Below are 12,784 nucleotides of genomic sequence, written 5' to 3'. Positions count from 1 at the left end.
ACCCGCAATGAACACCCGAACGATCGTCTCCCGCGGAGTGGCCGGCCTCGCCGGCGGCTTCCTCCTCCTCGGCGTCGCCGGCACCGCGATGGCCGCCGAGCTCGACTCCAACGACGTCGACGTCAACGTCGAGATCACCGAGCTGCCCGGAGGCGGCACGCTGTCGATGACCGTCGCCGGCGACTCCACCGAGCTGACCGAGGAGGGCTCCACGTCCGTCATCCGCCAGTTCACGGGCACCCTGCCCACCGTGACCGTCGCCGACACCCGCGACCCCGAGGACATCCCCGCTGAGGCCGGCTGGTACGTCGTCGGATCCGCGTCCGACTTCACCAACGCCGCCGGAGACGTCATCCCCGCCGGCAACCTCGGCTGGCAGCCTCGCGTGATCGAGGGCGGCGACACCGGTCTGGTGGCCGAGGGCGACCGCGTCGAGACGATCATCGACGAGGGTGACGACGCCGTCGGCCTCGTCGACCAGGAGCTCCTGGCCCTCACCAACCAGTCGGCCGAGGTCGCTCCCACCGGCCCCTTCACCGCGAACGCGGACCTCTTCCTGAGGACCGCCCCCACGGTCGAGGCCGGCGACTACTCGTCGACCCTCACCCTGTCGCTCTTCGAGTGACGCCGGGGGGCTCCGGCCTCCCGCACCCTTCGACGCGGTCGAGCAGCCACTGCTCGGCCGCGTCGCCCTTTCCCCGACCGTGGCATCCTGGACACCTCATGACCGATCAGCGACGATCCTCCCGCCGGCCGAGAGCCGCCGTCCGCACCCTCCTCGCCCTCGCGGTCGCCGCGGTGGCCGCGTCCGCGGCACCTCCCGCGCTCGCCGACGACACGGCCGGGCAGATCTCGTGGGCGATGCGCCCCGCCGCAGACGGCGCTCCCGACAAGCGCTCGTGGATCGAGCTCGATCTCGATCCCGGCGCCGAGGCGCAGGAGGAGGCCGCGGTCAGCAACCTCAGCACGCAGCCCGTGACCTTCCGCATCACCGCGGCCGACGGCTACTTCACCGACACCGGCCGCTTCAACATGCTCTCCTCCTCCGAGGAGTCGGTCGAGGCCGGCACCTGGATCGACGCTCCCGAGAGCGTCACCGTCGACCCCGGTGCCACGGCGATCGTGCCCTTCACGGTGACGGTCCCGGAGGACGCGGAGCCGGGCGACCACGCGGCCGGCATCGCCGCGTCCGTCCTCTCGGTCGGCTCCGAGGCGGGCGGTGCCGCCGTGGGCGTCGAGAGCCGCATCGGCTTCCGCGTGATGACCCGCGTGTCCGGCGACGTCTCTCCGGGGGTCGCGGTCGAGAACGTGCAGAGCGAGTACCGCCTCTCGTGGAACCCGCTGCGTCCCGGCTCCGTGACGGTGGACGCCGAGGTGGTCAACACCGGCAACGTGCGCCTGCTGCTGGACGGCACGGTCAGCGCGCAGGGCGCCTCCGCGGCGCTCATCCCCGAGGACGCCGCCGCGCAGGAGCTGCTGCCCGGCGACCGCCGCGCGGTGTCGGTGGTCCTCGACGACGTCTGGCCCCTGTTCTCGGTGCCGGTGGAGTTCACCGTGTCGCCGACCGTCGTCACCCCGTCGGAGGAGCAGATCGAGGTCGCTCCGGTCTCGGAGTCGTCCTCCGTGACCGCGATCCCGCTGCCGCAGCTGCTGGCCCTGCTCGGCATCGCGCTGATCCTCTTCGCCCTCTTCGCCGGGCGCATCCGCTCGCGCCGCCGCATCGAGCGGCTCGTGCGCGAGGCCAAGGAGGAAGGACTGCGCGAGGGCGCCCGCACGGGCGTCTGATCCGCAGGAGGCACGGCATGAGCACCGAGGACGACGCCCGCCGGATCGCCCTGGCGCTGCCCGAGGTGCACGAGCGGACCTCGTACGGGACGCCCGCCTGGGCCGTCGGGCGGACCGTCTTCGCCCGGCTGCTCGAGCGGCCGGGCGAGCTGCTGTGCTGGTGCGCCGACCTCGCCGAGCGCGAGGCGCTGCTGCACCGCGACCCGGAGGCGTTCACGACGACTCCGCACTACGACGGGCACGCGAGCGTGATCGTGCGGCTGGAGCAGGTGTCGGCGGAGGAGCTCGAGCAGGTGCTGCACGAGGCCTGGCGGGCGCGCGCTCCGAAGCGGTTGCTCGGCGACGACTGACGCGGCGCATCCCTCCCAGTCGCGTGGTTGACCCCCGTGAAAGGGGTCGCCTAGGCTGGCGGGCGTGCCGGGAAAACGCATTCCTGCTTTCCGGACTCCATCGATGCCGAGGGATTCAATGCCGAATTCGTTCCTACGTCCACGCCGTCCGGTTCCGACCGGGCCCGCCTCCTCCCGCCGGGCCCTGCGCTCCGGCCTCTGCCTCGCCCTGGTCGCCGGCGTCTCGTTCGCCGCCGCCGCCCCCTCCTCCGCCGCCCCGCTGACCGCGCCCGCCGCGAATCCGCTGCTCACCCAGCAGCTCGAGGACCTCGACCGCGGAGTCGTCGCCCTCGCCTCGCCGGACGGCGGGGTGTTCGTCAGCTGGCGACTGCTCGCGACCGAGGTCACCGGCTCCTCCGCGACCGGCATGGTCGGCGCCGACTTCGCCGTGCTCCGCGGCGCCGAGCGGATCGGCGTCGTCACCGACAGCACCAACCTGCACGACCCCGACGGCGCCCCGGGCGACGAGTACCGGGTCGTGCCGATCGTCGACGGCGAGCCGGGCGAGCCCAGCGCTCCCGCGACCGCCTCGGCCGACGCGTTCGAGACCCTGCCGCTGCAGAAGCCGGCCGACGGAGTCACTCCGGCCGGCGAGGCGTACACCTACAGCGCCAACGACATGAGCGTCGGCGACATGGACGGCGACGGCGACTACGAGTACGTCGTGAAGTGGTACCCGTCGAACGCGAAGGACGTCTCGCAGAAGGGGTACACCGGGAACACCTACCTCGACACCTACGAGGCCGACGGCACACTGCTGCACCGCATCGACCTGGGCGTCAACATCCGCTCGGGCGCGCACTACACGCAGTTCATGGTCTCGGACTTCGACGGCGACGGCCGCTCCGAGATCATGACCAAGACCGCGCCCGGCACCCGCGTGCTGCCCGGCGGCGACGCCTCCGGGGCGGAGTCGATCACCCTGCTGCCCGAGGACGTCGCGGCCGGCGTCACCGCCGACGACGACTACCGGATGTCCGCGGCCGACTACCGCGAGCACCTCGTCGGGGTCTTCCAGGGCTGGGGCGAGCGCGAGGAGGTGACGAGCGGGCAGTGGCCCGCGACCCTCGGGGAGGCGTTCGGCACCACTCCGACGCACGAGTACCCGCTCGACCGCGCCGGCGCCGAGGAGCTCGTCGACTACTTCATCGACGTCTACGCGCCCAGCCGCAGCGACCGCAACGACCTCACCACCTTCGAGGGCTTCGTCCTCACCGGCCCCGAGTACCTCACCGTGTTCGACGGCGAGACCGGAGCCGAGCTCGAGACCGCCGCCTACGAGCCGGGCCGCGGCGACGACGGACTGCTCTGGGGCGACTACGCGATGTCGCGCATCGAGCCCGGCAACCGCGTCGACCGCTTCCTCGCCGGAGTCGCGTCGTTCGACGGAGAGACCCACTCGGCCGTCTTCGCCCGCGGCTACTACACGCGCGCCGTCGTCGTCGCCTACGACTGGGACGGCTCCGACCTGACGCGTCGGTGGATCGCCGACAGCGGCCACGTGCCGATGACGAACCCGTTCAACGACGGCCCGCACGGCCGCGAGGGCACCAGCGAGGAGTGGGGCCGCCTCACCACGCAGGGCTTCCACTCGCTCAGCGCCGCCGACGTCGACGGCGACGGCCGCCAGGAGATCGTCTACGGCTCCGCGACCCTCGACGACGACGGGAGCCTGCTGTACACGTCGTTCGACACGCTGCCCGAGGGCAGCGCGGCTCCCGGCACCGAAGCGGGACTCGGCCACGGCGACGCGATGCACGTCACCGACATCGATCCCGCCCGCCCCGGGCTCGAGGTCTTCACGGTGCACGAGGGCGGCGCGTACGCCCCGTACGGCTACGCGCTGCGCGACGCGGCCACCGGAGAGGTGCTCTTCGGCGCATACACCGGCAAGGACACCGGTCGCGGCATGATCGGCGACATCGACCCCGCCCTGCCCGGCCAGGAGGTCTGGGCCGTCGGCACGCTCAGCGCGAGCGGCGAGCCGCTCTCGGACACGCAGCCGGGCACCAATCAGAGCATCCGCTGGGCGGCCGACATGACCACCCAGATCGTCGCGAGCACGACGATGCAGGACGCGACTCCCGTCACTCCGACGATCGTCACCGGCGCGGGCGAGGTGCTGCTCTCGGCCGAGGGGACCGTCACGAACAACGGCACGAAAGGCAACCCTTCTCTGGTCGCCGACGTGCTGGGCGACTGGCGCGAGGAGCTGCTGCTGCCGACCGCCGACTCGAGCGCGATCCGGATCTACTCGAGCACCGAGGTCACCGATCGCAAGCTGACGACGCTGATGCACGACCCGCAGTACCGGGTCGAGGTCGCGCGCCAGAACACCGCGTACAACCAGCCGTCGTACACCTCGTACGGCCTGGCGAGCGACATCGACTGGTCGACGGTGCCGGTGCTCGCGCAGGAGGGGACGCCGGGGCCGACGCCTACGCCGGGGCCGACCGTCGAGCCGACTCCGGGGCCGACCGCGGAGCCGACTCCCGAGCCGACCGCGACCGCTCCGGCGCCCGTCGCGCCGGGTCCCGAGCCGACCCGCACCGCGGCGCCCGGCGCCTCGGGCGGCTCGCACGGAGGGCTCGCATCGACCGGAGCCGACCTGTCGCTGCTCCCGGCCGGAGTCCTCGCGCTCCTGCTCGGCGGCGCCGCCCTGCTGATCGGCTCCCGCCGCCGCTCCTCGAGCACGGACTGATCCCGTGCCCCAGGTCGGCATCCGCGACGTCGCCGCCCGCGCCGGCGTCTCGGTGACCACCGCCTCGTACGCGCTGAACCGCCCCGAGCGGGTGTCCAGCGCGGCGATGGCGGCGGTCGCCGACGCGGTCGCCGCCCTGGGGTACATCCCGAACGTGGCCGCCCGGCAGCTGCGCGCGGGCAAGAGCATGGCGGTCGGCATGGCCGTCGTGAACCTGGGCAACCCGTTCTACGCCGAGCTCGCGCTCGGAGCGGAGCACGGCGCCGAGGAGGCGGGCTACTCCCTCGTCCTCGGCGCCACGCAGGACTCCGCGGCCCGCGAGCTGCGCTACCTCGACCTGTTCGCCCGCCAGCGCGTCGACGGAGTGCTGCTGGCGCCGATCGCGTCCTCGCTCGACCACCTCGACGTCTTCGAGCAGCGCGGCGTGCCGGTCGTGCTGGTCGACCAGGTCGATCCGCGCGGCCGACTGCTGTCGGTCGCCCTCGACGACGTCCTCGGCGGTCGGATGGCGGCCGAGCACCTCCTCGCGAACGGGTGCCGCCGCCTCCTGTTCCTCGGCGGCACCCTCGGGATACCGCAGGTGCGCGACCGTTTCGACGGATGCTCGGCGGCCGTCCGCGCGTCGGGCGCCGCCTTCTCCTCGATCGAGACCGTCGGCATGGGTCCGGGCCTCGGCCGGGAGCTGGGCGAGCGGATCCTGGCGATGCCGGCGGACGAGCGGCCCGACGGGATCTTCGCCGCGAACGACGAGCTGGCGCTGGGCGTCATGCAGAGCCTGGTCCGCGGCGGCGTCTCGATCCCCGGCGACATCGCCCTCGTCGGCTACGACGACATCCCCTTCGCCGACGCGGCCGTCGTGCCGCTGACCTCCGTCCGGCAGCCCACCCACCGCATGGGCGAGCGCGCCGCCGAGCTGCTGATCGCGGCGATCCGCGGCGACGCCGACGTCCGCTCCGCCGGCTTCGACCCCGAGCTGATCGTCCGCGCGTCGACCGGCGGCGTGCGCTGACGCTCGTCGCCGACTCGTGAGCACCGCCTGCCATCATGGGCGGGTGAAGGAGTCGATCGAGCGCTGGTCGACTCTGGCCGGCTGCACCGCGGTGATCGCGGGCGCCGCCGTCCTGATGTCCGTCGGACAGTCCCGATGGGCCGCGGCCCTGTGCGGGCTGCTGCTGGCCGCGATGCTCTGGTACCTCTCCCGCCGCGGAGCGCTGCTGACGGAGCGCGTACTCCGGCGCCTCCTCCCCGACGCCGTGCTCTTCCCTGCGCGGGGCCACGACGCGGGCGACGATCTGGGCGTGAAGGACCTGACCGACCGGCTCGCCGAGAGGGCGCATGCGTGGACCGTCTCGATGCATTACGTGCTGAGCATCGACGACGAGCGGATCGCGGTGTGGCGGGCGGATCCCCCGCGAGAGCTCGTCGCGCTCCCGCTCGCGGACGTCCTGTCCGCCGAGGCGGTCCACGTGAACGGGGTGGATCCGGTCCCCGCGCTCCGGATCCTCTGGCGGCACGGTGCCGAGGAGGTCGAGTCGGACTTCCTGCTCGTGTCGAGGTCGCTCCCCTTCGTTCGCGGCTACTCGTACGAGCTGGCGGCCGAGGCTGCGGCGCAGATCAGCGCACGGCTCGGCCGGGTGGCCGACGCCTGACCGTGGCCGAGGTGGCAGGATGCGACGATGCGCATCCTCGTCCCCGTCGACCGGCCCTGGGAGATCGTCGGCAGTGGGCCGGACGACGTGTCCGTCGCGTCGGACGGAGTCGTGCTGCGGACGCTGCTGAGAACGGGCACGCGGATGGTCCGGGACGCGGTGCTCGCCACCCCGACCGACCGCCGGGCCGTGGCGGCGCTGGCGGCCAGGAGCCTGCTGCTCGAGACGACCGTGTTCGCCGGCTCGCGGGCCGAGAACCGTGCAGCCATGGAGGCGGTCTCGGTGCAGGCCGACGTGCTCGCCGCGACCGGAGGGGACTGGGAGCCGCTCGACGTCGACGGTACGACGTTCGCGCTCTGGACCACGCGGTTCGACGCCGGAGTCGCGGCCGCCGCTGATCTCGGACCGTGCGTCCTCGCGGCGTGGAGCGCCGACGCCTCGGTGAGGTTGCCTGCGCTGACGCTGGTCGACGCTCCGGAGTAGCGCGGCGAGTGGTCGCGGAACGGGCCGACGGGCGCCTCCGGAGCCCGACTCGTGCCGACTCGCGGCGATGACGGACTCCGAGTGGGCGCGAATCGGGCTCTCGGAGCGGCGCAGGCCCCGTTTCGGGGCCGCTCGGCCACCGTGCATGCGGTGGGGGATCTCGATACGCCCGCTGCGCGGGCTACTCGATCAGCGGAGTCCCCCGCTGGTCGAGTAGCGCGCAGCGCGTATCGAGACCCGCCACAGCTGCGCTCGGCGGCCGCCCGCCGCCTACTGGTACGTGACCAGGTCCGGCAGCGGCGACACCTCCGCCATCGTCTCTGCGGGGGTGAGCATCGGCAGGTCCTCGTCGTAGAAGTTCTTCCAGCCCCAGGCGAGGTCCTCGGGGGCGTCGCGGTGCAGCGCGTTCCAGGTGGCCTGCTTGTCGGGCTGCGCGCCCTGGCCGTCGACGTGCACCAGGAACTCGAGCTCGGGGCGGTCGCGGCGGATGCTCGAGCGGTCCTGCAGCATCGACGACCGGAACTGGTGCAGCACGAACATCTTCGGCGGCAGTCCGGCGTCGCGCACGAGGTCGGCGAGCCAGCTCGACACGCTGTCGACCTCCGCGGCCGACACCCGGCCGATCTGCGCGAGCGGCACCTCGTCGGGGGCGAGCCGCCACTCCGGGTCCAGGGCGAGGCCCACGTTCGGCAGTCGCAGCAGCTCCTCGTAGGCGCGAGCCTGGGTGAGGAAGTCGGACCGGCCCGGCTGCAGGTCGAGCACGACGTACATGCCGGCGGCCGCCGCCGCGTCGATGTAGGGGCGGATGCCCTCGGCGGGCAGCTCGTTGGAGTAGTCGCCGTCGCCTCCCGCACTGCCGGCCGCGACGGTCGTGATGATCTCGAGGCTGGGCACGACCTGCAGCGGGGTGAGCTCGCGGTACGGCTCGGCGACGGTCGCGGCGCGCTCGATGGTCGCCTCCAGGCCCTGCTCGCCGAGGACCCCGAGCACGGGGGCGCCGGGGGTGCCGTAGATCGCGACGAACAGGTGCCCGCCGAACAGGCGCTGCCCGCCTCCCGGAAGCTGCCAGCCGGTCGCGGCGGCGCGGAGGGACCACTCCGGAGCGGTCTGCGCGGCGAGCTGCGCACCGAGCAGGAGGGTCGCGGTGGGAGCGGAGTCGGCGACCGCGGTGACGGCGGCGCCGGACGCCAGCAGATCGGCGGTGTCGACGAGCGCCACCGGGACCCCGGCGGCGCGGGCCGTCGCGAGCGCGGCAACGTCGGCGTCGACCGGCTGCGCGAGCGCGAGGATCCCGGCGAGCGGCTCCGCCCGGTCGGGCACCGCACCGAACGGCGGCTCGGGCGCGGAGCCGGGCGCGAAGGTCGCGAGCTCGGCGGCGGTGAGCGCCGACACCGTGACTCCGGTGGCCTCGGCGATCGTCTCGGGCGTCGCACCCGCCTGCACGGTCTCGATGCCCGCGAGCTCCTCGACAGCACCGACCACCACGACGCGCGCGGCGCCCAGCCGGGCCAGCTCCGAGACGAGCGGACTCTGCGCGGACTGCGCCTCCGGCGTCCCGGGCGGTGTCGCTCCGGTGGACGGGGCGATCGGCTGCACCAGCAGCGGCACACCCCACGTGATCGCGAGCTGCGCGGCGAGCAGGACGGACGCAGGCGCCTCCTCGACGACGACCACCAGCGGTGCCTGCCTGAACAGCGCCGCGCTGGTCGCGAGGGCGTCGGCCGCGAGCACGACCGGACCGGCGGGCGCCGCGGTCGTGGTGCGCGGACGCTCGGGCGAGTCGGACTGCCGGTCGCCGTCGTCGGTCCCGGGAGTGCAGGCGCTGAGCAACGGGAGGACCGGCAGGGCGGTGAGCCCCAGGACCACCCCGCGCCGCGAGAGCGCGCCTCTCGTGCGGGTACGACGGGCGTCGGACGACATGGCGGTCCCCTCCGGTGCGAGCCGGTCGGCTCGTCTGCACACCCCTCTACTCTTGCAGGCGGCTGCGACACCCGGCCGCAGCACTCGCACCGGGGAGACACGTCCGCCGCGCCCCGTCCGTCACGAACGGCGGCAGCTCGGGCGAACGCGCCGCCGACTGCGACGGGTGAGCCCCGCGGGCCCGTCACGCATGCGCAGGGTCGGCCTCAGCGCGAGAGGAGGGCCAGCGCCCTCCTCCGTCACGAAAGGCCGTCGCCTTGGCGTGCGCGCGGCCGTCTGCGACCGATGAACCGCGCACACTCGTCGCGACTCCATCCGTCATCGACGGCCGACCAGCACTCCGGGAGACGCCGTCTGCGACGGACGACATCCACCGTCCCGTCATCCGTCACGGACGGCCGGCGAGTCGACGGAGGGACGACCATCCGTGACGGATGAGTTCCGCGGTCCCGTCATCCGTCACGAACGGCCGCCGAAACGGCCAATGCGCGACCGTCGGCGACGGGTGGCGCAAGGACGGTCGGTCAGACCGTGCGCGGCGCCTTCGCGAGGTTCGCCTCGAGCTCCGCGCTCGACTGCCGCACGCCGTAGGCGGGGCGGTCGCGCTCCACGCGCCACGACTCCGACAGCGGAGTGACGGTCACGGTGTCGAAGCCGAGCCGGTCGTAGAGGTCGGTCACGAAGTGCAGCGCCTCGGGGTAGTCGCTGGACGCGACGAGAGCGCGGCGCTGCGGGTCACCGGCGGGGAAGCCGTCGGTGGTGATGTCGGCGGCCATGATGTGGTTGAAGGCCTTCACGATCTTCGACTCGGGCAGGTGCGCCTGCGCCATCTCGGCCGTGGTGGTCTCTCCCGCGTCGAGCGCGGAGATGTGCCCGTCGCGCTCGAAGTAGTAGTTGTTCGTGTCGAGCACGATCTTGCCCGCGAGCGGAGCCACCGGCACCTGGTCGAGGTTCTTGAGCGGCACCGTCACCACGGCGACGTCCGCGGCCTCGGCCGCCTCCTGCGCCGTCGCGGCCCGCGCCCGCGGGCCGAGCTCCGCGATCAGGTCCGCGAGCGTCTCGGGTCCGCGGGAGTTCGCGATCACCACGTCGTCGCCCTGGCCGATGACCGCGCGAGCGATCTGGCTGCCGATGTTGCCTGCTCCGATGATTCCGTAAGTCGTCATACGGGCTTCAACGCACTCCGCGCGCGCGTGTTCCCGTTCCCGAGCTTCTCGCACTGCGCGCTCAGGCCCCGGTCAGACCGCGACGTCCGCCTCACAGGAAGCGGAGCGGAGTCAGCGCGCCTCCCCCGACAACCGCACCGCCAGCGCCGCGAAGACCAGGCATCCGAGCGCCGGCACGACGAGCGGCGCCAGCTGCCACGCCGACACCACGGTCAGCAGCAGCCCCCCGGCCAGCAGAGCGGATCCGCGCATGTCGCGCACCGAGCGCCTGGCGGCGGAACGCACGAGCGCCCCCCACCGCGACCCCGGCTCCCAGTCGGTCGCCGCGACGAGCACGACCACCGCGATCGCTGCGAGCAGCGCCGTGCAGACCACCGCCACCGCGACTCCCCCGGGCAGCACCCCCGACGAGATCAGCACGAGGTCGGCGCCCAGCACGAGACCGGCGAGCGCGACGCCGGCCCCCACCGGCAGCACCCGCACGAACCCGGCACGGACGTCACCCCACACCAGCGCGAGCCCCGTCGCCTCGGCCAGCACGAAGCGGCGGAGGTGGCGGATGCCGACGGCCAGCGCGAGCGGGATCGTCACGATCCCGAGCGACACGATCGCGACGATCAGTCCCGTGAACAGGACCTCCGCGAGGAGGGCGAAGCGGTCGGCGGCACCGGGCCAGCGCAGCCCGCTCCCGTCGGCGGCCGCGCGCCGGGCCGAGGCCGTCGCGCGCGAGCGCCGCTTCGACTCCCCTCGCTGGAGCGTCATGTCAGCCCTTCAGACCCTGCGTCGCGACCCCGTCGACGAGGAAGCGCTGGAAGATGATGAAGAAGATCAGCACCGGGAGCAGCGCGAGCACCGAGACGGCGATGGTCGCTCCGTAGTCGGACGCCGAGGTCTGGTCGTTGTAGACGCGCAGCGCCAGCGGCAGCGGCTGCTTGTCGGGGGTGTTCAGGTAGAGCAGCGGGCCGAGGAAGTCGTTCCAGCTCCAGATGAACGCGAAGATCGACGACGTGATCAGCGCGGGGCGGATCAGCGGGATCGTGATCGAGCCGAAGACCCGGATGTGGCCGGCCCCGTCGATCCGCGCGGCCTCGTCGAGCTCGCGGGGCAGGTTGCGGATGAACTGCACCATCAGGAAGACGAAGAACGCCTCGGTCGCGAGGAACTTGCCGATCAGCAGCGGCCAGTAGGTGTCCATCATGCCGAGCGTGCGGAAGATCGTGTACTGCGGGATGAGCAGCACGTGCATCGGCAGCAGCAGCGTGCCGATCATCAGCGCGAAGTAGAGCGGACGGCCGCGGAAGTCGAGCCGCGCGAAGGCGTAGGCCGCCATCGACGACGAGATCACGACTCCGATGACCGACCCGATCGCGAGGACCGTGGAGTTCAGGAAGAACTGCCACAGCGGCACTCCTCCCACCCCCGCGAAGACCTTCACGAAGTTGTCGATCGTGGGGTTCTGCGGCAGGAGCGACGTCTGGCCGCCGAACTCGCTGTTGGGCTTGAACGCCGCGGCGCCCATCCAGATCAGCGGGTAGAGCACGACCGCCGTCAGGGCGATCATCGCGACGATCCAGACGATCGTCGTCGCCTTGGGGCGCTTGCGGGCGGGACGCTTCTTCGGCGCCGGCTCGGTCAGCACCTGGGTGTCGGCCGAGGGAAGAGTGGTGTCGAAGGTGGTCATCGCGTGTCTCCCGAGTAGTGCACCCAGCTCTTCTGGGTCTTGAAGAGGACGAAGGCGAGGATGCCGACGAACAGCAGGAGGACCCAGGCCATCGCGGAGGCGTAGCCCATCTGGTTGTTCGTGAACGCACGGGTGTAGAGGTACACCGTGTAGAAGTTGGTCGCTCCGGCGGGGCCGCCGGTGCCGTTGCCGATGATGTACGCCGAGGCGAAGACCTGGAACGCGTTGATCATCTCGAGCAGCAGGTTGAAGAAGATGACCGGCGAGAGCATCGGCAGCGTGACGCTGCGGAACTTGCGCCAGAATCCGGCGCCGTCCATCATCGCGGCCTCGTAGAGCTCGGCCGGGACCTGCTTGAGGCCGGCCAGGAAGATGACCATCGGGGCGCCGAACTGCCACACCGCGAGGATGATCATCATCGGCAGGATGAGGGCAGGCACGCCGACCCAGCCGCCGAAGTCCATCCCGAAGACCTGCAGACCGGAGTCGACGGGGCCGTCGGTCGAGAACATCGCACGCCAGACGATGGCGATGCTGACGCTCGCTCCGATCAGCGACGGTGCGTAGAAGGCCGAGCGGAAGAATCCGGTGCCCTTGGCGGAGTAGTTGAGCAGCATCGCGACGACCAGCGCCGCGGCGAGCTTGACCGGCGTCCCGATGAACACGTACGCGAGGGTCAGCTGCACCGACTGGAGGAACTTCGGGTCGCCGATCAGGCGCTCGAAGTTCGCCAGACCGACCCACTCGGGTGCCGTGAAGAGGTTGTAGTCCGTGAAGGCGAAGTAGAGGGACATCAGCATCGGGCCGAGCGTGAGCCCGACGAAGCCGATGAGCCAGGGGGACAGGAAGGCGTATCCGGCCAGGGTGTCGCGCTTAGGGCGGCGCCGCGGCCCGTCACCGGCCGGACGAGGAGTGCTCGTCCGGCCGGCGGTGGGCGCGACGCGACCGGTTGCGGCGGTGCCGCTCGGGGTCGACGTCGTCGTCATGGGTGATGCCTTTCCTGGCCGTCG

12 protein-coding genes are annotated in these 12,784 nt (G+C 72.4%); 7 read left to right on the top strand and 5 right to left on the bottom strand.

Annotated elements, in window-relative coordinates; all coding sequences use genetic code 11:
• The first annotated feature begins 7 nt into the window (after positions 1-7).
• From C1I63_RS06780 to C1I63_RS06750, 7 genes are all read left to right on the top strand, one after another.
• Positions 8-625 carry a hypothetical protein gene (locus C1I63_RS06780; RefSeq protein WP_107574266.1) on the top strand — a complete coding sequence of 206 codons (618 nt, stop codon included), beginning with the start codon at positions 8-10 and terminating at the stop codon, positions 623-625.
• A gap of 98 nt (positions 626-723) precedes the next feature.
• Positions 724-1,785: a WxL protein peptidoglycan domain-containing protein gene (locus C1I63_RS06775; protein ID WP_107574265.1), complete on the top strand. Its 1,062-nt coding sequence runs from the start codon at positions 724-726 to the stop codon at positions 1,783-1,785.
• Between the two features lie 17 nt (positions 1,786-1,802).
• Complete coding sequence (locus C1I63_RS06770; RefSeq protein WP_055785599.1) at positions 1,803-2,135, top strand: MmcQ/YjbR family DNA-binding protein; 333 nt, start codon at positions 1,803-1,805, stop codon at positions 2,133-2,135.
• Positions 2,136-2,253: 118 nt separating this feature from the next.
• Positions 2,254-4,875 carry a rhamnogalacturonan lyase gene (locus tag C1I63_RS06765; RefSeq protein WP_211315584.1) on the top strand — a complete coding sequence of 874 codons (2,622 nt, stop codon included), beginning with the start codon at positions 2,254-2,256 and terminating at the stop codon, positions 4,873-4,875.
• A gap of 4 nt (positions 4,876-4,879) precedes the next feature.
• On the top strand, positions 4,880-5,884 hold the full coding sequence (locus C1I63_RS06760) for a LacI family DNA-binding transcriptional regulator (RefSeq protein ID WP_055785595.1): 1,005 nt from the start codon (positions 4,880-4,882) through the stop codon (positions 5,882-5,884).
• Positions 5,885-5,927: 43 nt separating this feature from the next.
• Positions 5,928-6,524 carry a hypothetical protein gene (locus tag C1I63_RS06755; RefSeq protein ID WP_107574264.1) on the top strand — a complete coding sequence of 199 codons (597 nt, stop codon included), beginning with the start codon at positions 5,928-5,930 and terminating at the stop codon, positions 6,522-6,524.
• Positions 6,525-6,551: 27 nt separating this feature from the next.
• Positions 6,552-7,007 (top strand): hypothetical protein, encoded by a 456-nt coding sequence (locus C1I63_RS06750; protein WP_107574263.1) that lies wholly within the window; start codon positions 6,552-6,554, stop codon positions 7,005-7,007.
• Between the two features lie 270 nt (positions 7,008-7,277).
• On the opposite strand, the gene C1I63_RS06745 is transcribed toward C1I63_RS06750, so the two are convergent.
• The 5 genes from C1I63_RS06745 to C1I63_RS06725 form a co-directional block, all read right to left on the bottom strand.
• Positions 7,278-8,927, bottom strand: coding sequence for a hypothetical protein (locus C1I63_RS06745; protein WP_244906997.1), 1,650 nt, complete (start codon positions 8,925-8,927; stop codon positions 7,278-7,280).
• A 524-nt stretch (positions 8,928-9,451) separates the two neighbouring features.
• Positions 9,452-10,147, bottom strand: a complete 696-nt coding sequence (locus C1I63_RS06740; RefSeq protein ID WP_107574261.1) for an NADPH-dependent F420 reductase — start codon at positions 10,145-10,147, stop codon at positions 9,452-9,454.
• Between the two features lie 57 nt (positions 10,148-10,204).
• Positions 10,205-10,855 carry a hypothetical protein gene (locus tag C1I63_RS06735; protein ID WP_107574260.1) on the bottom strand — a complete coding sequence of 217 codons (651 nt, stop codon included), beginning with the start codon at positions 10,853-10,855 and terminating at the stop codon, positions 10,205-10,207.
• 1 nt (position 10,856) lies between these two features.
• Entirely contained in the window at positions 10,857-11,774 is a 918-nt protein-coding gene (locus C1I63_RS06730) for a carbohydrate ABC transporter permease (RefSeq protein ID WP_055785571.1), read from the bottom strand.
• Positions 11,771-12,760 carry a carbohydrate ABC transporter permease gene (locus C1I63_RS06725; RefSeq protein WP_055785568.1) on the bottom strand — a complete coding sequence of 330 codons (990 nt, stop codon included), beginning with the start codon at positions 12,758-12,760 and terminating at the stop codon, positions 11,771-11,773. Before C1I63_RS06725 ends, C1I63_RS06730 begins: the two co-directional genes overlap by 4 nt.
• Positions 12,761-12,784 lie beyond the last annotated feature (24 nt).

Source organism: Rathayibacter caricis DSM 15933 (assembly GCF_003044275.1).
GTDB lineage: Bacteria > Actinomycetota > Actinomycetes > Actinomycetales > Microbacteriaceae > Rathayibacter > Rathayibacter caricis.
This window is presented reverse-complemented; position numbering and strand designations above follow the sequence as displayed.

Bases quoted from the DNA above. Each gene is read 5' to 3' on its own strand.
- C1I63_RS06780 (WP_107574266.1), top strand. From the start codon at position 8: ATGAACACCCGAACGATCGTCTCCCGCGGAGTGGCCGGCCTCGCCGGC.
- C1I63_RS06775 (WP_107574265.1), top strand. From the start codon at position 724: ATGACCGATCAGCGACGATCCTCCCGCCGGCCGAGAGCCGCCGTCCGC.
- C1I63_RS06770 (WP_055785599.1), top strand. From the start codon at position 1,803: ATGAGCACCGAGGACGACGCCCGCCGGATCGCCCTGGCGCTGCCCGAG.
- C1I63_RS06765 (WP_211315584.1), top strand. From the start codon at position 2,254: ATGCCGAATTCGTTCCTACGTCCACGCCGTCCGGTTCCGACCGGGCCC.
- C1I63_RS06750 (WP_107574263.1), top strand. From the start codon at position 6,552: ATGCGCATCCTCGTCCCCGTCGACCGGCCCTGGGAGATCGTCGGCAGT.
- C1I63_RS06745 (WP_244906997.1), bottom strand. From the start codon at position 8,927: ATGTCGTCCGACGCCCGTCGTACCCGCACGAGAGGCGCGCTCTCGCGG.
- C1I63_RS06735 (WP_107574260.1), bottom strand. From the start codon at position 10,855: ATGACGCTCCAGCGAGGGGAGTCGAAGCGGCGCTCGCGCGCGACGGCC.
- C1I63_RS06730 (WP_055785571.1), bottom strand. From the start codon at position 11,774: ATGACCACCTTCGACACCACTCTTCCCTCGGCCGACACCCAGGTGCTG.
- C1I63_RS06725 (WP_055785568.1), bottom strand. From the start codon at position 12,760: ATGACGACGACGTCGACCCCGAGCGGCACCGCCGCAACCGGTCGCGTC.